This window comes from Nocardioides sp., assembly GCF_025965415.1.
Lineage (GTDB): Bacteria > Actinomycetota > Actinomycetes > Propionibacteriales > Nocardioidaceae > Nocardioides.
Genome location: NZ_JAOPWY010000160.1, coordinates 1 through 20803, shown reverse-complemented (window position 1 = coordinate 20803; position 20803 = coordinate 1). Strand labels below are relative to the sequence as shown.

General features: G+C 70.7%; 25 protein-coding genes and 1 pseudogene. 11 read left to right on the top strand and 15 right to left on the bottom strand.

The window, feature by feature from the left end; all coding sequences use genetic code 11:
- Window positions 1–17: 17 nt before the first annotated feature.
- From JWN97_RS16490 to JWN97_RS16480, 3 genes are read right to left on the bottom strand one after another with little or no spacing between them, the layout of a single operon-like run.
- A complete protein-coding gene (locus JWN97_RS16490; protein WP_297625095.1) occupies window positions 18–1385 on the bottom strand; it encodes a GntP family permease in 1368 nt (455 codons plus the stop codon).
- Window positions 1386–1435: 50 nt separating this feature from the next.
- The gene (locus JWN97_RS16485) at window positions 1436–2995 is read right to left on the bottom strand and encodes an AMP-binding protein (RefSeq protein ID WP_297625037.1); all 1560 of its coding nucleotides are present in this window, start codon (window positions 2993–2995) and stop codon (window positions 1436–1438) included.
- A gap of 16 nt (window positions 2996–3011) precedes the next feature.
- The gene (locus JWN97_RS16480; RefSeq protein ID WP_297625034.1) at window positions 3012–3803 is read right to left on the bottom strand and encodes an SDR family oxidoreductase; all 792 of its coding nucleotides are present in this window, start codon (window positions 3801–3803) and stop codon (window positions 3012–3014) included.
- A 124-nt stretch (window positions 3804–3927) separates the two neighbouring features.
- Here JWN97_RS16480 and JWN97_RS16475 point away from each other — a divergent pair, with 124 nt between their 5' ends.
- The 6 genes from JWN97_RS16475 to JWN97_RS16450 all read left to right on the top strand — a co-directional run bounded on the left by JWN97_RS16475 (window position 3928) and on the right by JWN97_RS16450 (window position 7740).
- The gene (locus tag JWN97_RS16475; RefSeq protein ID WP_297625032.1) at window positions 3928–4578 is read left to right on the top strand and encodes a TetR/AcrR family transcriptional regulator; all 651 of its coding nucleotides are present in this window, start codon (window positions 3928–3930) and stop codon (window positions 4576–4578) included.
- Window positions 4579–4626: 48 nt separating this feature from the next.
- Complete coding sequence (locus JWN97_RS16470) at window positions 4627–5358, top strand: hypothetical protein (protein ID WP_297625030.1); 732 nt, start codon at window positions 4627–4629, stop codon at window positions 5356–5358.
- A 62-nt stretch (window positions 5359–5420) separates the two neighbouring features.
- Window positions 5421–5738: a WXG100 family type VII secretion target gene (locus JWN97_RS16465; RefSeq protein WP_297625027.1), complete on the top strand. Its 318-nt coding sequence runs from the start codon at window positions 5421–5423 to the stop codon at window positions 5736–5738.
- Window positions 5735–6034: a WXG100 family type VII secretion target gene (locus JWN97_RS16460; RefSeq protein WP_297625024.1), complete on the top strand. Its 300-nt coding sequence runs from the start codon at window positions 5735–5737 to the stop codon at window positions 6032–6034. Before JWN97_RS16465 ends, JWN97_RS16460 begins: the two co-directional genes overlap by 4 nt.
- A complete protein-coding gene (locus JWN97_RS16455) occupies window positions 6031–7398 on the top strand; it encodes an RNase A-like domain-containing protein (RefSeq protein ID WP_297625021.1) in 1368 nt (455 codons plus the stop codon). Before JWN97_RS16460 ends, JWN97_RS16455 begins: the two co-directional genes overlap by 4 nt.
- 9 nt (window positions 7399–7407) lie before the next feature.
- Window positions 7408–7740: a contact-dependent growth inhibition system immunity protein gene (locus tag JWN97_RS16450; RefSeq protein ID WP_297625018.1), complete on the top strand. Its 333-nt coding sequence runs from the start codon at window positions 7408–7410 to the stop codon at window positions 7738–7740.
- Between the two features lie 317 nt (window positions 7741–8057).
- Here JWN97_RS16450 and JWN97_RS16445 read toward each other — a convergent pair whose 3' ends face one another.
- From JWN97_RS16445 to JWN97_RS16415, 7 genes and pseudogenes are all read right to left on the bottom strand, one after another.
- A complete protein-coding gene (locus tag JWN97_RS16445) occupies window positions 8058–8603 on the bottom strand; it encodes a hypothetical protein (protein ID WP_297625015.1) in 546 nt (181 codons plus the stop codon).
- Window positions 8604–8677: 74 nt separating this feature from the next.
- Window positions 8678–9913 (bottom strand): HNH endonuclease signature motif containing protein, encoded by a 1236-nt coding sequence (locus JWN97_RS16440; RefSeq protein WP_297625013.1) that lies wholly within the window; start codon window positions 9911–9913, stop codon window positions 8678–8680.
- Between the two features lie 260 nt (window positions 9914–10173).
- Window positions 10174–10395, bottom strand: a complete 222-nt coding sequence (locus JWN97_RS16435; RefSeq protein ID WP_297625010.1) for a hypothetical protein — start codon at window positions 10393–10395, stop codon at window positions 10174–10176.
- On the bottom strand, window positions 10392–10982 hold the full coding sequence (locus JWN97_RS16430) for a hypothetical protein (protein ID WP_297625008.1): 591 nt from the start codon (window positions 10980–10982) through the stop codon (window positions 10392–10394). The genes JWN97_RS16435 and JWN97_RS16430 overlap by 4 nt, the downstream gene beginning before the upstream one ends.
- Window positions 10983–11922: 940 nt before the next feature.
- Window positions 11923–12126 carry a sigma factor-like helix-turn-helix DNA-binding protein gene (locus JWN97_RS21275; RefSeq protein WP_363321304.1) on the bottom strand — a complete coding sequence of 68 codons (204 nt, stop codon included), beginning with the start codon at window positions 12124–12126 and terminating at the stop codon, window positions 11923–11925.
- Window positions 12127–12238: 112 nt separating this feature from the next.
- Window positions 12239–12463, bottom strand: a pseudogene (locus JWN97_RS21270) (hypothetical protein); the annotation flags it as partial.
- Between the two features lie 64 nt (window positions 12464–12527).
- A complete protein-coding gene (locus JWN97_RS16415; RefSeq protein WP_297625003.1) occupies window positions 12528–13253 on the bottom strand; it encodes an MOSC N-terminal beta barrel domain-containing protein in 726 nt (241 codons plus the stop codon).
- A gap of 119 nt (window positions 13254–13372) precedes the next feature.
- Here JWN97_RS16415 and JWN97_RS16410 point away from each other — a divergent pair, with 119 nt between their 5' ends.
- A complete protein-coding gene (locus tag JWN97_RS16410) occupies window positions 13373–16498 on the top strand; it encodes a M14 family metallopeptidase (RefSeq protein WP_297625001.1) in 3126 nt (1041 codons plus the stop codon).
- Window positions 16499–16561: 63 nt separating this feature from the next.
- Here the strand turns inward: JWN97_RS16410 and JWN97_RS16405 are convergent, their stop codons facing one another.
- From JWN97_RS16405 to JWN97_RS16385, 5 genes are all read right to left on the bottom strand, one after another.
- Complete coding sequence (locus JWN97_RS16405) at window positions 16562–17146, bottom strand: PepSY domain-containing protein (protein ID WP_297624996.1); 585 nt, start codon at window positions 17144–17146, stop codon at window positions 16562–16564.
- A gap of 107 nt (window positions 17147–17253) precedes the next feature.
- Entirely contained in the window at window positions 17254–17778 is a 525-nt protein-coding gene (locus tag JWN97_RS16400) for a DNA starvation/stationary phase protection protein (RefSeq protein ID WP_297624993.1), read from the bottom strand.
- A 94-nt stretch (window positions 17779–17872) separates the two neighbouring features.
- Window positions 17873–18106 (bottom strand): hypothetical protein, encoded by a 234-nt coding sequence (locus JWN97_RS16395; protein WP_297624990.1) that lies wholly within the window; start codon window positions 18104–18106, stop codon window positions 17873–17875.
- Between the two features lie 155 nt (window positions 18107–18261).
- A complete protein-coding gene (locus JWN97_RS16390; protein WP_297624987.1) occupies window positions 18262–18762 on the bottom strand; it encodes a DUF664 domain-containing protein in 501 nt (166 codons plus the stop codon).
- Between the two features lie 7 nt (window positions 18763–18769).
- Window positions 18770–19009 carry a hypothetical protein gene (locus JWN97_RS16385; protein ID WP_297624984.1) on the bottom strand — a complete coding sequence of 80 codons (240 nt, stop codon included), beginning with the start codon at window positions 19007–19009 and terminating at the stop codon, window positions 18770–18772.
- Between the two features lie 84 nt (window positions 19010–19093).
- Between JWN97_RS16385 and JWN97_RS16380 the strand changes: the two genes are divergently transcribed.
- The 4 genes from JWN97_RS16380 (at window position 19094) to JWN97_RS16365 (ending at window position 20576) form a co-directional block, all read left to right on the top strand.
- On the top strand, window positions 19094–19282 hold the full coding sequence (locus JWN97_RS16380) for a hypothetical protein (RefSeq protein ID WP_297624981.1): 189 nt from the start codon (window positions 19094–19096) through the stop codon (window positions 19280–19282).
- Window positions 19276–19464: a hypothetical protein gene (locus JWN97_RS16375; protein WP_297624978.1), complete on the top strand. Its 189-nt coding sequence runs from the start codon at window positions 19276–19278 to the stop codon at window positions 19462–19464. The genes JWN97_RS16380 and JWN97_RS16375 overlap by 7 nt, the downstream gene beginning before the upstream one ends.
- Before the next feature lie 288 nt (window positions 19465–19752).
- The gene (locus tag JWN97_RS16370) at window positions 19753–20181 is read left to right on the top strand and encodes a hypothetical protein (RefSeq protein ID WP_297624975.1); all 429 of its coding nucleotides are present in this window, start codon (window positions 19753–19755) and stop codon (window positions 20179–20181) included.
- A gap of 101 nt (window positions 20182–20282) precedes the next feature.
- Complete coding sequence (locus JWN97_RS16365; RefSeq protein ID WP_297624972.1) at window positions 20283–20576, top strand: hypothetical protein; 294 nt, start codon at window positions 20283–20285, stop codon at window positions 20574–20576.
- The last annotated feature ends 227 nt before the right edge of the window (window positions 20577–20803 follow it).

Sequence of the window (20803 nt, the reverse complement as noted above, 5' to 3'; positions counted from 1 at the left end):
GAGGTGGAGCGGGGCGCTCATCCGACGGCCCAGACCCCGAGCGCCAGCACGAAGATCGTGACGCCGAGCGTGGTCTCCAGCACCGTCCAGGTGCGGAGCGTGGTCTTCACGTCCATCCCGAAGAACCGGCTGACCAGCCAGAAGCCGGAGTCGTTGACGTGCGACAGCACCGTCGCGCCCGCCGCGATGGCGAGCACGAGGGCGACGAGCTGCAGCGACGACGGGTCGGCCTCGGTGACCCCGGCCGAGAGCAGCCCGGCGGTGGTGGTGAGGGCGACCGTCGCCGAGCCCTGGGCGACGCGCAGGATGGTGGCGATGACGAAGGCGGAGACGATCAACGGGAGCCCGAGGTCGGCCAGCGAGTCCGAGAGCGCCTCGCCGATGCCGCTGTAGCGCAGGACGCCGCCGAACATCCCACCCGCGCCGGTGATGAGGATGATCGCGCAGATCGGGCCGAGGGCGTCGTTGAGCAGGCCCTCGATCTCCTCGCGCGAGTGCCGCCTGATGGCGAGGGTGTAGGTCGCGACCAGGAGCGCGACCAGGAGCGCCACCGGCGTCTGACCGACGAAGATGACGGCGTCGACCACACCACCCTCCGCCGCGATGGTCTCGTTGGCGCGCAGCGTCGTCAGGACGGTGTTGACACCGATCAGCACGAGCGGGAGCAGCAGGATCCCGAGCACGTGCGCGAAGGCGGGCGCCGACCCCTCGTCGGGCTCGCGACCACCGGTGAGGACCGAGTCGTCGATGGGGACGTGCACCTTGCCCAGCCACGAGGTCGTCACCAGGTAGACGCCGACGAACCACGCGAGCACGGCGACCACCACGCCGACGAGGAGCGTCAGCCCGATGCTGGCGCCGATCTCGGTGGCGGCGGTGACCGGACCCGGGTGCGGCGGGACGATCGCGTGCATGGCAGCGAACGCGCCGGCCGCCGGCAGGGCGTACATCAGGACCGAGCCGCCGAACCGCTTGGCGACCGAGAAGATGATCGGCAGGAAGACCACGAGCCCCGCGTCGAAGAAGATCGGCAGGCCGAACAGGAGCGCCGCGACGCCGAGGGCCATCGGGGCGCGCTTCTCGCCGAAGCGGCTCACGAGCGTGTCGGCCAGGACCTGCGCGCCGCCCGTCACCTCCAGCAGGCGCCCGATCATCACGCCGAGCCCGACGAGCAGCGCGACCGATCCAAGGGTGCTGCCGAAGGCGGCGATCGAGATCGTGGGCACGTCCACGAGGGGCACGCCCGCCGCGACGGCCGTGGCGAGGCTGACGAGCACCAGCGCGACGAACGCGTGCATCCGCAGCACGATGATGAGCACGAGCAGCACGGCGACGGCCAGTGCAGCGATCAGCAGCAGGGTGGCCGAGCCGTAGGCCGGGGTCATGGTGTCCACGAGACGAACCTCCGAGATGGGTTGCCCCACCCTAGGCCGCGTCAGCCCGCGAGCTCCTTCTTGATCTCCGTCTTCAGCACCTTGCCGACCTTGGAGCGCGGCAGGTCGGGCCAGACGTGGACCTCCTTGGGCGTCTTGACCGAGCCGATCCGCTGCTTCACGAAGCCCCGGAGCTCGTCGGGGTCCACCTCCGCCCCCGGATGGGGCTGTACGACGACCACGACCCGCTCGCCCCAGGTGTCGTCCGGCAGCCCGACGACCGCGCAGTCCTGGACGGCCCCGTGCGCGAGCACGGCCTGCTCCACCTCGGTCGAGTACACGTTGAACCCACCGCTGATGATCATGTCCTTGGCGCGATCGACGATGTGGAGGAAGCCCTCGTCGTCGACGAAGCCGATGTCACCGGTGTGCAGCCAGCCGTGGCGCAGCGTGCGCGCCGTCTCGTCGGGGTCCTTCCAGTAGCCGGCCATCACCAGCGACGACCGCGCACAGATCTCGCCGCGCTCCCCCGGCGGCACCGGCCGGTCGTCCTCGTCGAGGATCGCGACGGTGACCAGCGGCGCCGGCCGGCCGGCGCTGGTCAGCCGCTCGGTCGCCACCGAGCCGTCGGCCCGGAAGTGGTCGGCCGGCGGCATCATCGAGATCATCATCGGCGCCTCGGTCTGGCCGAAGAGCTGCGCCATCACCGGGCCGATGCGGCGCAACGCCTCCTCCAGCCTGGAGGCCGACATCGGTGCGGCGCCGTACCAGAAGCACTGGAGGCTGCTCAGGTCCGTCGAGTCGAGGTGGGGGCTGCCCAGCACCACGTAGATCAGCGTGGGCGGCAGGAACGTGTGCGTCACCCCGTGCTCGTGGACCAGCCGCAGGAAGCCGCCGACATCGGGAACGCGCATGATCACGACCTCGCCGCCGAGCGCGAGCACCGGGAAGCAGAGCACACCCGCCGCGTGCGTCAGCGGCGCGAGCGCGAGGTAGACCGGCGGGCCGTCGAACGGATAGCCCATCAGCGTCAGCGCCGTCATCGTCTCCAGGTTGGTCGGCGTGAGCATCACGCCCTTGGGGCGCCCGGTGGTGCCCCCGGTGCCGACGAGCATGGCCAGCTCGTCGCCCCTGACGGGAGCAGGCAGAGCGGCAGCTGCGAAGGGGTCGGGGACGTCGACACCGCGACCGCGGTCGAGGAACTCCTGCCGGGTCAGGGAGCCGTCGGCAGGACCGTCGAGGCAGACCCACGTGTGGACTCCGGGCAGCTGGTCGCGGATCGCGGCGACCAGCGGGGCGAAGCCCGACTGGTGGAGCACGACCTCGGCGTCGAAGAGCGCCAACAGCTCCCGGTTCTCCGCGGCCTCGTTGCGCGGGTTGATCGGGCACCACACGCCGCCGGCCTGGCTGATCCCGAAGACGCAGGTGAACGCGACCGGGTCGTTGGCGGACAGGATGGCGACCCGCGCGCCCTCGCCCACGCCGCTGGCGACCAGGGCCGCCGCGACCTCGTGGGAGAGCCGCACCACGTCGGCGTACGACATCGACGTGCCGTCGGTGGTCAGGCAGGGGCGGTCCGCGCCGAGGCTCGCGCCCTTGTCGAGGTAGTCGTGCAGCCGCATCCGGTCACAGACCCCTTCACATGCCCATGCCGCCGTCGACGGGGATGCCGGCGCCGTTGATGAAACGGGCCGCGTCGGAGGCGAGGAAGACGACCGCGTCGGCCATGTCCTCGACCTCGCCGAGCCGTCCGGACGGGGTCAGCTCGATGACCGCGCCGACCGCCTCCTCGGGGCTGCCGTAGAGGCCGAGGGCCGCCATGTCGCTGGCGAGGCCGGCCCCCATCGCGGTGGCGACGAGGCCTGGATAGATGCAGTTGACGCGCACGCCGTAGCCGAGCTTGCCCGACTCCATCGCCGCCACGCGGGTGAGCCGGTCCACCGCCGACTTGGTGCCGCTGTAGACCGAGATCGCGGGGAAGGCGATGGTCGCGGCGACCGACGAGATGTTGATGATCGAGCCGCCCTTGCCGGCAGCGCCGTCGGGACGCATGGCGCGGAGGCCGTGCTTGAGGCCCAGGGTGGTGCCGAGGACGTTGACGTCGAGCATCGCGCGGATGTCGTCGACCTGCACCTCGGTGACGAGGCTGGTGATCTCGATGCCGGCGTTGTTGACGAGTACGTCGAGCCCGCCGAGCCGGTCGACACAGGCGGTGACCGCGGCCTCCCAACCGGCCTCGTCGGTGACGTCGAGGTGCACGAAGCCGTGGCCCTCCCCGAGGCTCGCGGCCGTCTCCGCACCGGCCTCGTTGAGGTCGGCGATCATCACCCGGGCCCCGGCCGCGGCCAGCGCGCGAGCCATCCCCTCGCCCAGCCCCTGGGCTGCTCCGGTCACGAGTGCGACGCGTCCGGTCAGGTCGGTTCCAGTCATCGGGGATGCTCCTCTGTGAGGGGTCGGCGTGATGGCCATCACACTGGCGCGCAGTCTTGACACATGTCAAGACAACGTTTGGACAACTGTCAAGACGCAGCCGGATGCACCTAGGATCGCTGCCATGACCGCCTCGCCGTCCCCCTCCGTCGCCGATCCCGCGGCGTCGGCAGCGGCGCGCGCGAGCAAGCACGACACCCGTCGTGACCAGCTCGCCGAGTCGGCCCTGGTGACCCTCGGCAAGCTCGGCTATGCCCGGACCTCGCTGCGCGAGATCGCCCAGCACTCGTCGTACTCGCACGGCGTCGTGCACTACTACTTCTCCAGCAAGGAGGAGCTGATCACCTACTGCGTGCGCTACTACAAGCGCACCTGCGTGACGCGCTACGACGAGATCGTCGAGACCTCGACCTCCGCCACCGAGCTGCAGGAGCGCTTCGCGACCAAGCTGGCCGAGACCATCCGCGAGGAGGGTCCGATGCACCAGCTCTGGTACGACCTGCGCAACCAGTCGATGTTCGAGCCCGCGCTGCGCGAGGTCGTGCTCGAGATCGACGGCCAGCTCGAGGCGATGATCTGGCGGGTCATCACCCGCTACGCCGCCCTGGCCGGCCGTGAGCCGGCCCTCGACCCGTCGACGACCTACGGCATGCTCGACGGCCTCTTCGCCCAGTCGTTGTTCGCGTGGGCGACGGGCCCCGCCTCCGCGCGCGAGGACGTCCTCTCGGTGCTCACCAGGCGGGTGGACACCCTGATGCCCTCGCTCCTCGGCTGAGGCAGGCACTTTCGCCCGCCGCGCACGACCGGCGGCGATACTCGTGGCGTGCCGCGTCCCTCCACCGCCTTCTCGGTCGTCGCCGCGATCGCGCTCGTCGCTGCCGCGGTCCTGTTCCATCCGTCCTCGCAGATGGAGGCCGTACGACGGCTCGTCGGCCTGGGCGGGGACCGCAGGCTGCCGGCGCCGGCGATCGTCGAGCGTGGCGGCGTCTTCGCCTTCGCGCTGACGCAGCGCGGCTCGTCCGACCCGGTCGGCTGGGACCCGTGCGAGGCGGTCGAGTACGCCGTCAACCCGGCCGGGATGCCCGCGGGCGCGCGACCGTTGGTCGAGCGTGCCGTCGCCCGCATCTCGGAGGCCACCGGCCTGGAGCTCGTCGACGACGGCGACACCGACCGCCGCCCGTTCGCCGGATCCCGGATCCGCTTCGGCGGCCCAGGCCCGGTGGTCATCGGCTGGGGTGACGCCTCGGAGTACCCCGAGCTCGCCGGCGAGGTCGCCGGGCTGGGCGGGGCGGCCCCCGAGGACGAGGCCTCGGGACGCCGCCACTACGTGAGCGGTGGGATCGTGCTCGACACCGAGGCGTTCACCGACGTCAACGTCGCCGAGCGCCCGCGCGTGATGGAGGCCATCGTGGTCCACGAGCTCGCGCACGTCGTCGGCCTGGACCACGTCGCCGAGCCGATGGAGCTCATGTTCTCCGACAACACCGGCCAGCTGGAGCTGGGCCCGGGCGACCGCGAGGGGCTGGCGCGCGTCGGCTCGGTGCCCTGCGGCTGAGATATCCACAGATCGCCCCGGACGGGTGTCGGGCGCACCCCGGATCCGGCGAGCATCGAGCCATGATCCTCTCGGGAACGACCGCCCTCGACCCTGCCTCCCACGCCGCCACCACGGCCGCCGTCCGCCAGCGGCTCGACCGTCTCGAGGAGCGCCGCAGGCGCGCCCAGCGGGCTGTCGACCACGTGCTCTCGACCTGGCACGGCGAGGCGGCCGAGCTCTTCCGCACCCGGTGGCTCGAGTGGAACCACGGCGCCCTCGCCGTGATCGACCAGCTCACGACTGCGGCCGACGCGCTCGACCAGGTGCGCCACGAGCTCACGGGCGTCGACCACCAGAGCGGCCAGTCGGCGGTGCGACTCACGGGGCGCCTGGGATGACGGCCTTCGACGTGGACCTCGACGAGCTGCGCCAGACCCTCGGCGAGCTCGCCTCCTGCCAGCGCGACCTCATCAGCGTCGCGGATGAGCTCGACGCAGCACACGAGCGGCTGCAGGCCGACTGGTCCGGCACGGCGAGCACGGCCGAGGCGACGTCGTACGAGTCGTGGCGGGGCGCCTGTGCCGACATGGTCACCGCGCTCGCCGCCCTCCGCGGCATCGTCACGACCGCGGACGAGCACTACTCACGAGCGGTGTCGGCCAACGTGGCGCTCTGGCGGCAGGTCGCCCCATGAGGATCAGCGTCGAGTGCGGCGGCTTCGACGACGCGGCCGACGCGTGCCGTACGGCGAACCAGACCGTCGCCCTGCTGGGCGAGTCGCTCTCCGGCAAGCTCGCCGGGTTCGGCGCGATGGCCGGCGACGACGCGAGCAGCGCGGACTTCACCGGCGCGTACGACGCCGCAGCCGCCGAGGCGGTCGACTCGCTGGCCGACCTCACCCATGCCTTCATCGGGCTCGGCCGGCTGTTGTCCGCCACCGGGGTCAACCACGCCGCCGCCGAGGCGGCGGCGTCCGATCGCGTGTCCGGCTACACCGGCCGCGGACTGACCGACGACGACTTCGTCCGCGTCGCCTTCTCCCCTCCGCCGTCGAGCCTGGGCGCCGACGAGCCATCCCTGGGCGCGGTGGACCGGTGGATCCTCGACCAGGTCGAGGGGTTCGTCTGGCCCGGCGCGGACGTCGCGCTGCTGCGCGAGGCGGCCCACGCCTGGCGCCGCGCGGCATCGGGCGTGACGGTCGTGGTCGAGCACGTGGACGCGGCCGCTGCCCTGGTCGAACGCCAGCTCTCCCCCGAGATCCCGACCGCGCTCGCGAGCCTCGCGGTCGTGCGCTCGCTGGTGGCCGACACCGCCTGGGAGCTCGACGCCCTGGGCGCCTCGTGCGAGGAGTACGCCGACGCCGTCGAGGACGTGCACGCCCGCACCCGTGCCCTGCTCGCCGAAGTCGGCCAGATGGTCGTCGAGGGTGCAGTCATCTCCGTCCTCGTCGGCAGCCTGACCGGGGGCCTCGGTGGCTCCGCCACCGCCGCTGCCGCCGCGGCCCGGATCCGCTCGCAAGCGCCGCGCTTCCACGCGCTGCTGATCGGGCTGCGTGCCGCCGTCGCCACCGCCGGGTCACGCATGCGTACGGGGCGAGAGGCGCTGCGCGGGTTGCGCACGCGGCTCGACCGCTACGCGAAGGTCGTGGCGCGGGACGAGCGGGGCGAGATGCGGTTGCCGGGAGGGTGGCGGACCACGGTCAGCGCTCAGGACTCGCTGGGTGGTCACATCCTGGAGAGGCATGTGGGCAAGAGCATTGAGGAGCTCGCTGAGCGCGCTGCCACCCAGAGGCTCGCCGTTGCGTCGTCGTTCGACGACGTAGCGTCCGCCGAGAGGCATATCGCCAGTGCCCTGACCAGAGCCCAGGACAAGATCGACGCTTGGCTGGCGGGGCCGGACAGGCAACTGCGCATCGACGTCGATCTCGAGCGGATCACAGGGATCTCGGTTACCCCCGAGGGCGCCAGCCAACTGGTGGAAGGCGTCAGAATCATTCTCGTGCGCACCAGCGAAAGCTCGTCCGGCTACCGGATCCTTACCGCCTTCCCACAACCCTGAGGACGAGCCATGACTCTGCAGCCTGACGACTTCCCCGCGCTCGAGCAGTTCCTGGGCGCCTATCTCCACCAGGATTGGCTCGACGAGTACACGTCTACAGAGATGGGCTTTCGTGACTTCCTGGACGGCGAACCGCGCCATGGCGCGCTGATAGCGGCGGAGCTCGACCGCGTGCTCAACTCAGGCGAGGACGACGCCACCTTGCTAGACCTCATCCGCGACTGTGGTTCCTACTACCTACCCGACGCCTGGGGACTGACAGCTCGCGCGTGGCTCACCAGGTTGCTCGAGCTCTGCACAGCGGCTCCTGGGACCGTCGCCGACACTGACCCACCGGCCTGACGGACGCCGCGCATCTTCGGCAGCTGATGGCGCCCTCCTTCCACCAGGACTGGTGGAACGAGTACGCGGGTCGTGGGAGGCAGCGGTGGACGACTTCGCGCGCCGCGAAGCCCCCAGCGTCGCGGGAGTGGTTCAGGAGATCCAGTCGATGCTGAGCAGTGCCACTGACGGGCCTCTCGCCAGGGCCCTCGATGTCCTCGGCAAATTTTCGCGATCCCGGGACCGCCGCGGATGCGAACACTGCCGGCCCGGTGGGACACGAGACCGCCTGGACCACTGAGCTTGATTCAGCCTGAATCATGAGGAGCGCTCGCTCCTCACGCCCGCCTCGGCCGGAACTCGATCACGTTCTTCGGGAGTGATCCGCGCCGCGTGCGTCCAGCGGTCCTCAGCGGCGCGTCCACCTCGTTCGCGTCGCATCCCCGTGGGAGCACCCGCTCGCTCGCCGCATTGCCGGCCACCTCGACGAGTCGCATCTCCGGGTCCAGGACCGACTGCCCCATCACCGCCCCGTCGAGCACGTGGTCGAAGGTGAAGGCGCCGAACCCGACGCGTCCCTCGGCCTTGGCACCCCGCCGCAGCAGGTGGTCGACCAGGAACTGCAGCGTGGGCAGCATCATCCGGGACTCCTCGAGGTGCGGGTTCCAGGTGAGGCAACAGCCGCTCGAACAGGCCTCCCACGCCAGTCGTGCGAACGGCACGTCGCTGTCACCGCGCCCGGTCGGCGTACCTCGCAGCGTGCCGCCGGAGTCCGCCACCGCGCGGAGGTGGTCGCGCTCCGCCTGGTTGAGCGCAGGCTGGATCCGCAGGTGGCCGGTGTAGCCGGAGGAGGAGCGCGCGTCAGGGCCTCGCCATGAAGTCATGCGTGCCATCTGCCCGGCGGGAGACACCGCGGAAACGCGGGATCGACGATCTGTGGACAACGGGGGCGGTCGGCCTACGTCCGCCTGGCGAAGGTGACGGCGTTGTCGGCATGGATCGTCATCTCGTAGCGCGAGTCGTGGGCGACCCTGTGGTGCCGCGGGCACAGCAGCCGCCCCTTGGCCAGGTCGGTGAGTCCGCGGCGCGACCACGGGTCGTCGTGGTGGGCGTGGCAGCCCGAGGCGGAGGTCTCGCACCCACGGACGGTGCAGCCGCCGTCCCGCAGCCCGAGGGCGATGCGCTGCGCCTTGGTGAAGAGGCGTGCGGTGCGTCCGAGGTCGAGGGGCTGGGACGTCGTGCCCAGCACGGCCGGGATGACCCCCGCCTCGCACGCCAGCCGCCGAGCCTGACCTGCGGTCATCCGGCTGCCGTCGTCGAGCAGGGCGGTGCCGTTGCCGGCCACCAGCTGATCGAGGGTCATGGCGACGACGATGGTCGCGTTGACCCCTGCGGTCTGGGGTGTGCGGTCGACGGGGTAGCGCTCGACGTACTCCACGAACGCCTCACCGAGCCGGCGTCGCATCGGCTTCCAGTCGCCGTCCTGGTCCTTGAGGTCGGCCTCGTCGTGGCGGGCCGGGTTGGCCAGCGCGAGCAGGTGGCGCTTGAGCATCTTCCCCAGATGGGTCGGACCGGTGAACCACATCCGGCACCGACCCGTGCCGTCGTCCTCGACGAGGCCCATCGCGACAGCCGCACTCGCCCGCGCCTCCTCGTCAGCCAGCGCCTTCTCCTCGTGGGACTCCCCGACCTCGGGAGCCACGACGTCGAGGATGCGCTTGCCGATCCGCCCGAGGTCGCGGGCGTCGTGCTCCGTCGCCATCGACAGCATCGTCAGCTCGGCGCGGTCACGGACGCCGGGCTCGACCGAGGCAGGGAGGGCGTCGAGGGCCTCCACGATCGCCCTGGCCTGCTCCGTGCGCAGCGTTCCCGACGCAAGCCCGTCGGCGACGCTCGGATGGCCGGTCAACCCGCGCGCCAGCGCGAGGTCGCGGCGGGCGGCGCGATGCGTCGTACGCGTCTCGACCGCGAGCCAGGCAGCGGCATCACGCAGCCCATGGGCCTCCGCGACCTCGTCGGAGTCCGCCAGCACCCGCAGGGTCAGCGCATCCAGCTGCGACCTGGCCTCGGTCAGCGCGACCAGCGCGGCTTGCTTCTCCGGGACCGACATGAACGTCGGCTCGACGGAGGCGACACCCTTCATCGCGTCGGCGAGGTCGGTGGCGCACTCGATGATCGGATGCAGCGGACCCACCTCCTCGACAGTTCGTCAGACCGCCACCCTGGTCGGGTGGGGCGTGAGGCATGTCGGCTCGGCTGCCAGCTTCGTCACCTGTGGGCCGGGTCAGTGTCCTGACGGCATCTCCGGAGCACCAACCGGAGTTCTATGGGTGACTGTCCTGCTCCTCGGACCCGACCTTCTCCTCGAGGAGTCGGGCCCGCCGGCTACTGGTGATCCGGGTGGAACAGCGTGCTACGCACCATCGTACACCTGTTCGAATACAGCCGCAAGACTCAGAGGTGGTGCAGCTTGGAGTACGGGTGCACGATCCGCAGCGTCTGCGAGCCGAAGTCGACGGTGACGCCGTGGCTGTCGGTCTTGGTGACGAGGCCGAGGCCGTAGAGGTCGTGGGTGACCCGGTCGTCGACCTCGAACACCTCGACCGTCGGCTCAACCTTCGGAGCGAACGGGCTGCTGGAGAGGTGCTTCGGCCGTGAGCCGTACGAGGAGGTCATTTGACCCAAGTATGCGCCTCTTTGGGTGAGATGGATCCATCTCGGGGTGAAATCGCGATCCACGAGGCGAGCGCGAGCCACCCCAGACCGACCGCGACGTGCGCGGCCACGCCGTAGATCCGGAAGCCTCCGAACGCGTCCGACGTCCCCTGCGGCACGAGCGCCAACCCGGTCGCGGCGACGTACGCCGTCGCCAGCAGCGCCCACGGAGCACGCCCGTCTCGCCCACCAGCGAGCACGGCGAGGGCGAGCGTGGCCGGCGCCAGCAGGAAGAGCGAGAAGGGCGGTCCGAGTGCGCGGAACGCGAGGTCCTGCAGCGCGGACCCGACGAGCGCCGCGACCACCACCCCGAGCGCCAGGGAGGAGCGGCGCCCGGTGCTCACTGACGCACGAGCCACGACCAGGCCCGAGGCGACGAGGAGGTTGGGCACGACCCCGAGCAGGAGGCCCCACCCCAGCATCGTCATCCCGGCCACCACCCGCTCCTCGTCGTACGACGTCGGGCCGTGCGCGAGCGTGAACGGGATCCACAGCACGACCATCGCCAGGCCGCCGACGGCGACGGCCGCGCGGGCCAGCACGGGCATCACGCCCGCGTCCGTCGCACGATCGCCAGGACGGCGTCAGGCGGCACGTCGCCGACGATCCGCAGCGTGACCGTGTGCGGTTCGCCCGGAGCCAGCAGGTCCCCGGAGCTCGTGCCTCCGAGGGGGAAGGTGGGCGGCGACCCCACGGCTCGCCCGTCGACCAGCAGTTCGACCACCGCGGGCGTCCCGACCGGATCGGTGACCAGCTCGAGCAGCACCTCCTCGTCGGTGGCGGCGAACTGCTGCGTCAGGACGCGTCGCCCGGGCCGCGAGGACACCGAGTCGAGGTAGGCCCACTCCTGGCCCAGCGACACCTCGAGCGGCGCGATGTCGGAGCCGGCGACCGTGGTCACGGGTGCCGGCATCTCGTAGACCGCGGCCGCCAGGATGGCTCCGTCGGGCTGCACGGCCTCGCCGTCGAGGGTGATCCAGACCGCGAGCTCGAGGCCCGTCCCGGCCGGCTCGGTGCTGCTCCACCGGAAGTCCATCGACTCCCCCAGCACCTCGAGCGGCCCGCACGGAGCGGTCTCCTCGAAGCGGTCGTCGATCGCGCGGTGCACGACGTACTCCGGACCGACGCCGGCGCACGTCACCCTCCACTGCGAGCCCGCAGGAGCGTCGACGGCCAGGAAGAGCGGCTCGCCGTCGTGCGTCTCGCCCGAGGCGATCAGGGTCCGCCCGGCGAAGCTGTCGACGACCTCGATGGCGCGCGCCGGTTGCGGCGCGGGCTCAGGTGGCGGGTCCGCCCGCAACACCCCGCTGGCCACCACCCCGGTGGCCACAGCGGCCACGGCGGCGAGCGAGACCGCGGCCCCGGCGTAGCGGCGTACGCGCATCACGCGCGCTTCCTCGCGGGCACGGCCGGCCCGGTCGATCGCCGCGCCCTCTGAGACGTCACCCGCGCGCTCGGTCAGGGTCCGCCGGAGCATCTCCTCGACGTTCATCGCCTTCCCCCCTCGTCGACGAGCGCGGCGTCGATGCGCAGCTTCGCCAGACCCTTCGCGCACTGGCTCTTCACGGTGCCGACGCTGCAGCCCAGGACGCGTGCCGTCTCGGCCTCGGTGAGGTCCTCGTAGAACCTCAGGACCAGCGCGGCCCGTTGCCCGCGGCAGTCGCGCCAGCGCCGACCACATGTCCGGGTCACGCCTCGGGTCGCGGGTGTCCGTCTCCGGCAGGACCTCGCTCGGCCGTTCGCCGCGCCACTTCCGCCGCCACCACGATGCGTACGTCGTCACCATCACCGTGCGCACGTAGGCGTCCGGCTCGTCGACCCGCGACCACGCCAGCCAGAGCTTGGCGAGCGAGGTCTGGAGCAGGTCCTCCGCGCGACCGTGGTCGTGGGTGAGCAGGTACGCCGTCGTCAGCAGTCGCGCCGACCGGCCGGCCACGAAGTCCTCGAACGCGGCGACCCGGTCCGTCGCCTCGGCCGGGACCGCACTCGACTGCGCCACGGCCACGGCCTCCTCACCACTCGGGTCCATGACAGACAGGACCGGCTGGGTGCGGCGAAAGGTTGCCCGAGGCGCATCGCCCCTCGGGACGAGGCTAGACCTCGACGACTCCCCCGCGCACGACCTCGGCGTACACCCCGAACATCGGCTCGCCGGCCCTGTTCACCGGGCGCTGCCGCACGAGCGCCTTGAGCAGGCGGGAGTCCTTGACCCCCGTCTCGGGGTGGTGGTCGATGACCGCGCAGCGCGGGATCGGTCCCCCGATCCTCACGCGGGCTCCCCCCACCGACACCTCGGTGCCGAGCCAGGTGTCCTCGACCCACGGCTCGTCGGTCTCGACGACGAGCGTCGCCCGGAAGCGGGCCGCCCCGACGCCCAACTCGCGCAGAGAGGCCGTGCCGACGATGGTGACCGGTGCGGCGAAGACGACCCCGCCGCGCGGTGCGGCAGCGAGGCGTACGTCCCGGCCGAGGTGGCCGGAGACCATCGCCGCGTGCGGCCCTTCGGTGAGCGCGAGCGGCACCGAGCTACCCCAGTAGTCGCAGGTGACTGTCTCGCCCGTCAGTGAGGGCGCGGCGACGACCGACTCCCCCGACGGGAGCGTCATCGCCAGGGCGTCGCCGACGCTGCGCGCCACCACACCGATCAGGGACGGGTGCTGGACCGTGCGCAGCACGCGCCGTGCCCCGACGTCGACGAGGCACCACCGCCGATCGCCCACCGGGCCCTGCGCGTCGAGCTCGACGCGATCGTGGGCGAGGTGCCGCGTGCCCTTGACCGGCGAGAAGCCCGCGGCGGTGACGGTCAGCTCGGCGGGCACCCGCCCATGGTTCCACGACCTCCGCGAGCGGCCGGCCGACTACCACCGGTTCGGTATTCACCTGCGCGGCCGGCCGTGGCATTGTGACGTGGATCACACCCCGCTCCGGGAGGGCCGTCATGCGCCGTCTTGTCCCCGCCTCCGTCGTCGCAGCCGTCGTCGCCGCCCTCGGGGTCGGCCTTGCGCCGCCCTCGTCCCCCGCCCCGCCCGGCGCACCGCCGGCCGCCGCGCCGCGCGGCTCGGAGGCGCTCGACGCCTACGTCGCGCGGGGCGTCACCAGCGAGCAGCTCGATGCCTTGGCGCGGGCCGGCCACGACATGGCCGAGGCGCACCCGACGGGCGACACCACCAGGGTCGACCTGGTGCTCACCGCCGACGAGGCCGAGACGCTGCGCGACCAGGGGCTGGAGGTCAGCCTGGCCCGGGTCAAGGGCGGTCAGACGGTCCGCCAGTTCGCCGCCGCGCAGGCGGTCGGCGGCTACACCGTCTGGAGGTCGTACGACGAGCCCGGCGGCATCCGCGACCAGCTCGTCGCCGCGGCCAGGAACTACCCCGCCGTCACCAAGCTGGTCACGCTCGGCACGACCTACCAGGGGCGCGACATCCTGGCGCTCAAGGTCACCCAGGGCGCCCGCGGGAAGAAGGACGGCTCCCGCCCCGCGGTGATCTTCAGCGCGACCCAGCACGCCCGCGAGTGGATCGCGACCGAGGTGACGCGACGGCTGATGGACAGCTACCTCACCCGCTGGGACGACAAGGACCGGGAGGTCAGGAAGCTCCTGCAGCGCACCGAGCTGTGGTTCGTGCCGGTGATGAACCCCGACGGCTACCAGTACACGTTCGACGCCGAGCGGCTGTGGCGCAAGAACCTGCGCGACAACAACGGCGACGGGATCACTCAGGTCGGCGACGGCGTCGACCCCAACCGCAACTACCCCTCCCACTGGGGCTACGACAACGAGGGCTCCTCCGACATCCCCTCGAGCGAGACCTACCGCGGGCCGGCGCCGGCGTCCGAGCCGGAGACCCGGGCGGGCATCAGCCTCTTCCGGACGGCCAAGGCCGAGTTCATGGTCAACTACCACTCCAACGGCCGGTGGCTGCTCTACAACGACGGCTGGCAGATCGGCACCCCGACGGCCGACGACCCGATCTACTACGCGCTGTCCGGCAACCTCGACCGGCCCGCGGTCGAGGGCTTCCACCCCGGCCTGTCCTCGGACGTCCTGTACGTCACCAACGGCGAGATCGACGGCTACGCGCAGGAGGCGACCGGCACGCTGTCCTGGACCCCCGAGCTCTCCCCCGGCTGCGACGGCTGCGGGTTCGTCTTCCCCGACGACGAGGCACTGGTGCAGGAGGAGTTCGAGCGCAACCTGCCCTTCGCCGAGTCCGTGGCCGACTCGGCGGCCGACCCCGACGACCCGAAGTCGTCGCTCGGCATCAAGACCAAGCCCTTCTACCTCGACAGCGAGGACGCCTACAAGAGCGGCCTGCCGGCCGTCCAGCTCAGCTTCACGCAGTCCTACGGCGACCCGCAGCCCGTCGCCGTGCTGGCCAAGCGCAGCCTCGGCGCAGTCCGGGCGAAGTGGAGGATCAACGGCGGGCCGACGCGGTCCGCAAGCACGCGGGAGTGGGCCGGCGGCGAGAAGTTCGGCATGACCTCGACCCACTACCACCAGGTCCGGGGCGTCGTCACCGGCACCGATCCCGGCGACAACGTGGAGGTGTGGTTCGAGGGCGGCGGGAAGCGCAGCCCGTCCTTCACGTACCGCGCCGTGTCCGACTCCGGCAACCGGGTGCTGGTCGTCGCGGCCGAGGACTACACCGGTGCGTCGCCGGCCCAACCGCCGGGCGGTCCGCACTACCTCGACTACTACCTCGACGCGCTGGACGCCAACAGCGAGGACGCCGACGTCTACGACGTCGACGCCAACAACCGGACGGCGCCGGACGCCCTCGGTGTGCTGAGCCACTACGACGCGGCGATCTGGTACACCGGCGACGACATCGTGACCCGTACGGCCGGGCGCGGGGCCGGCAACGTCGACCGGCTCGCCCTCGACGAGATGCTCGAGTTCCGCGCCTTCATGAACGAGGGCGGCAAGGTGATGTACACCGGCAACCAGGCCGGCGCGCAGTACACCGGCAACGTCGGGACCCAGCTCTACGACCCGCAGGGCACGATCGCCTGCAACCCGCTCCCCGCGGGCATCGACCCGCGCCGCTGCCTGGCCGTGCGCGGCTCGGGCGACGGCACCAACGACGTCCTGCAGTACTGGTTCGGCGGCTACCTCCAGATCCCCGGCGACGGGCACGACGAGGAAGGCAACGTCTACGACGTGGTCGGGATCGACGACCCCTTCGCCGGCACCGCATGGGCGATGAACGGCCCCGAGTCGGCAGACAACCAGGACGCGACGTCGTCGTACATCTCGACCAGCGGCATCCTGCCGCCTGCGCAGTTCCCGCAGTTCGCGAGCTCGCCGTCGGCGCGCTGGGACAAGCCCGGCGGGCCGTTCGACCCACACACCGGTGAGCAGTACGTCTACAGCCAGATCGCCGACGTGTCCTACAAGCGGCTGACCCGGACGGTCACCGTCCCGGCCGGCGGCGGCACCCTCGACTTCTGGACGTCGTACGACACCGAGGGCGACTGGGACTACGTCTTCGTCGAGGCGCGCACTCCCGGCGGCAACGACTGGACGACGCTGCCCGACCTCAACGGCCACACCACGCAGGCGACCGGCGAGAGCTGCGCCGCCGGCTGGCGGGAGCTGCACCCCCAGCTCGACCACTACCAGACCTTCGACGAAGCGACCGAGACCTGCACGCCGACCGGTTCGACCGGCACGTGGCACGCCTCCTCCGGCAACTCGGCCGGCTGGCAGGAGTGGAGCGTCGACCTCGGCGCCTGGCAGGGCGGCTCGGTGGAGGTGTCCATCACCTACGCCAGCGACTGGAGCACCCAGGGGCTGGGCACCTTCGTCGACGACATCACGCTCCCCGACGGCACGTCCACGTCGTTCGAGTCCGGCCTCGAGGGCTGGACGGTCCCCGGCGCGGCGCCCGGGAGCGCCCCCAACGCCAACGACTGGGAGGTCTCCGACGCCGGCGGCTTCCCCGTGGGCGCCGCCATCTCGACGCCCGACTCACTGCTCCTAGGCTTCGGGTTCGAGGGCATCGCGACGCCGGCCGAGCGCACCGAGGTGATGGGGAGGGCCCTGGAGCACCTCCTGGACTGAGGTCCACCGCTGCCCTCTCGGTGGTTGAGGTGAACCGTCGCGAAACCCCCCAGCCACCACCGATCAGTCGTCGCGCTCGGTCCGGAGCACGTCGCCGGTCTGCGCGTCGACGTCGACGGTCATCGCGTCGGCGGTGTCCTCGTCGAGCTGGACCTGCCAGATCGCGGTGCCGTTGTCCTCGGAGAGGTCGACACCGGTCACGGTGCCCTGCAGCTCGCCGAGGGCCGCCTCGATCGCGGCGAGGTGGTCGACCGACGCGCCGAGGAGCAGCTCTCGCTCGGCGGCGTCGTCTGCGTCGTCGTCGTTGGTGTCCGCCACCGGGCCGCGCACGACCGTGATCGCGTCGGGGCCGAGGTCGACGTCGTTCTCCACCCCGTCGGCGGTCACGATCGTGACGTCCCAGCCCTGGTCGTCGCGGTCGACGGAGAAGACGGTCCCGTCGACCTCGGCGAGCGCGGTCTCCGCGGCGGTCTCGACGTCGCCCTCGACGGCGGTCGTGCCGTCGTCGGTCGGGGTGGACGTCGCGGACGTCGACGGAGCCGCCGCGTCGTCGTCGCCGTCGTCCCCGCCGCAGGCGACCAGGCCGAGCGCGAGCGGGGCGAGGACGGCGGCAGTGGCGAGACGGGTACGGCGGCTGGTGCGGTTCATGGCGAGTGCTCCTGAGTGATCGTCTGGGTGGGTACGACGATCACTGTGCCGCCGGGCGCGCTAACGCCACTTCCGCGGAGGTTCAACGGCAGGCTAAGGCTGCGTGCTCACTCGTGCATCGAGCGCGGGATGCTGCTGTTGGCGACGCGGTTCTCGGCGTCGATCATCCACGCGAGCTGCTCGAGGCGCTCGAGGATGCCGTGCAACATGTCGGCGCTGGTGGGGTCCTCGGCGTCGACCTCGTCGTGGATCCGGCGGGCGGTGCCGGCGACCGCGTAGAGCGCGGCGGTGATGGCGTCGACGCAGTCGGCGGTGTCGATCTCGTCGGCGGGGAACTCCGAGAGCGTGGTCCGGGCGGCGATGGTCGCGGCGCGGGCGTCGGGGGTGACGTAGACGGCGCGCATGCGCTCGGCGATGTCGTCGGAGAAGCCGCGGGCGGCGTCGACGACCTCGTCGAGGGCGAGGTGCAGGTCGCGGAAGTTCTTGCCGACCACGTTCCAGTGGGCCTGCTTGCCCTGCAGGTGGAGGTCGGTGAGGTCGACGAGCATCTGCTGCAGGTGGTCACCGAGCTGCTGGGACGCCTGGAACGCGGGGTGGGCGGCGTGGGTGGTCGTGCGGGCGGTCTGGGTCATGGTCGTTCCTCTCGTCAACGAACGGACACCCCCACCTAACACCTCATTCTTGAATGATTCCAGTAAGGATCGCCTACCCTGACGACGCGTGCGATCAGCTCGCCGCGGCCGTCCAGAACGACTCGAGCACCCCCGCGGAGTCGGCTCCGCCGAGCTCCACCTGGGTGAGGATCACGGACACGACGCCGCCCCGCGGATCGACGTACGTCGCCGTGCCCGTGCCGCCGACCCAGCCGTAGCGGCCGATGACGTTCCACGGGTTGAGGACCTCGGTGTCGACGCCGCCGCCGAAGCCCCAGCCCTGGCCGTCGAGGAAGAAGCCGCCCATCTCGCGGTGCTGGGGCGCGGTCTGGTGGGTCGTCCCCGCGGGCGACGAGCGCCACCAGCCCGGGGATCTCGCCGGACTCGGCGTGGGGACGCAGCGCTGCCTCGAGATCAGCCATGGTCGGACCGTATGTCCTCCGCCCACCGTCCTGTCGAGGGTCAGGCCCAGAGCAGCCCCTTGACGTACGCCGCCTGCCCGAGGTGCTGCAGGCAGTCGCCCTGGATGCTGATCAGCCGTACGCCGGCGGTGACCGGCGGGTCCCACCGCTGGTCGACCTCCCGCTCGAGCTCCTTCTCGTCCACGGTCTGCAGGTAGCGCGCGGTGGCGAGGGTGACCGCGTGGTGGTAGTCGACGAGCAGCTCGGGATCGGTGATCCGGATGGCGTCGACCTGCTCGCTGGTGTGGCCGTAGCCGGTGTCGTCGGTGCCGTTGGGCAGACCGAAGCGCTCCTGCCACTCCTCCCAGACCTGCGGTCCGTCGGCGAGCCCGGCGATGTGGTGGTCCTGCACCCGGGCCAGGTGCCAGAGCAGCCAGCCGATCGGGTTGCCCTTGCCACCCGGTCGCTCGTGGAGCGTGCGCTCGTCGAGGCCTTCGGCCACGTCGTCGTACAGCTCGGTGATGCGGCCGAAGCCCTCGGTCAGCAGTCCGCGGACGTCCATGACCGCCTCACTCCGCCGGCGTCGCGGACCGGACTTGCGGCGCGCTCGACTGCTCGTCCTTGAGACCGTCGATCTCCGCGAGGATGCGGGTGCGCTCGTCGTCGTCGAGCGAGACCTTCGCCTGCTCCAGCCCCTCGTCGAGCTGCTGCGCGATGGTGCTGTCCTCCGCGCTGTACTGGTACGAGCTCACCTCGTCGACCACTCGCTGGGCCGCCTCGGTCGCTGCCTGCTGTGCTTCGTCAGTCATGTCCTCCACGCTAACGAGGCTGCGGTGAGGCGCCTCCCCTCTGGGGGTGTGGACTGCGCAGCGGTGCGGAGAGACGTTGGGAACATGGCTGTGACGAGCTTCCAGGACCTGCCCCTCGCCGACCGCGACCACGAGTGGGACGGCGACGCCGCCGACAAGCGGGTCCGGAAGTGGGCCGGCGCCGAGGACGGGCCGAACGAGAAGTACCGCGACGCCCACGTCTGGTACGACGCGGAGAAGAAGGACAACTTCACCGCCTACAAGCTGTGCTGATCGCCGACGTCGTCGACGGCCGGCTGCGGGCGGTCCCGCGCGGCGTGATGGCCGCGGGCAACGTGATGGTCGGCGGTCGCGGCGGGGTCGACATGCCGTCGAAGGACGTCGACCGCGCCAAGAGCCACCTCGCGAAGTACTACACGAAGATGGGCGACGAGGCGCCCTGGGAGCGCGACTGAGAAGGACGCCAAATTCAGGGAACACCCTGTTGCGACGCGACGCAGTAGGGGGTCGACCCGCGCCCGTGACGTCGCACGAAAGCCGCCGCTGCCCGCATTGAAGGGCGTTCCAACCCTGGCAAGCTCAATTCGGCACCGACAGATGCCGTATTGCGACGGTACTTCGGCCGAGCAAGTAAAGAAGAGCGATCGAGCACGCACGTTTCTCGCGATTTCAAGTACCGTGTCAAGGAGTCCTTGATACGTTCCCGCGCGTCAGCAAGACCAAGCACTCCCATGGGGGAAGCAATGAAGCGTGCCGCGATAGCTCTGCTCATCGCCGCTCTCGGGTTCGTCGCCGCAGGGTGCGATGTGCCGGAAGACAGCGCGGAATCAGGAAAGTCTAAGAAAAGCAACTCGAAGCCGGTAAGGGTCGAGGCCAAGAAGATCCTCAAGCAATTCGATGACAACGAGGCCGCCGCCGACGGGCAGTACAAGGGCAAGACGCTGCAGATCGCTGGGGTCGTCGACAAGATCGACACAGAGCTCTTCGACGATGACGAGTACGTCGTCAATGTTGGCGCCGGATCGGACTTCGAGTTCGTCACGGTCAACTGTGATGACCAAGCGTCCAAGGATGTGGCATCACTCAAGAAGGGCCAGAAGATCACGGTCGTCGGAGACTTCGAGGATGGCGGCGATCTCGGTGTCGAACTGGAGAACTGCAAGATCAAGTAGTTCTCGCTCAGCACAGTGTTAATCACACCTGGCCAGCTCGAACCTTCCTGCCGGTCGGACCTCGTCCAACCTTCACACCAACACTATTCAGAAAGTACGCCATGTCATCTCCGCACGTAGAGACGCCCGAGTCCACGACCCCCAAAAAGAAGAAGCGCATCTTCCTGTGGGTGTTCCTCGCCATCCAGCTCCTGTTCATCGTCTGGATCATTGGCGGTGCCTCCGGCGCCAATGGAGACCCCAATGACTGCGGCAGCCTCTCCAAGGAGGCCTGCAACGATGCTGAGGCTGTCGGCACCGGCATCGGCGTCTTCTTGATTGTCATCCTGTGGATGGTCGTCGACTTCTTCTTGGCTGTGGGATACGGCATCTACAGGTTGGCTAAGCGTCCCTGACCGCTGTCGTCGCGGCGGCCTGGGTGCAGCATTGGCCCGGAAGCTTGGCCCGATCGGTTTCAGGTGTTCGTAGCAGCCGCGGTCTGCGGGTCGCGCTAGGTGTTCTGACCACGGACGTTAGGTACGGCGTTTCTGCTTGGCGATGACGAAGACCTCCGAGTGAGGTGTGGAGCTACCACGCAACCACTCCTCAAGACTCGGAGGTCTTCGACGATGCACGCTACCCA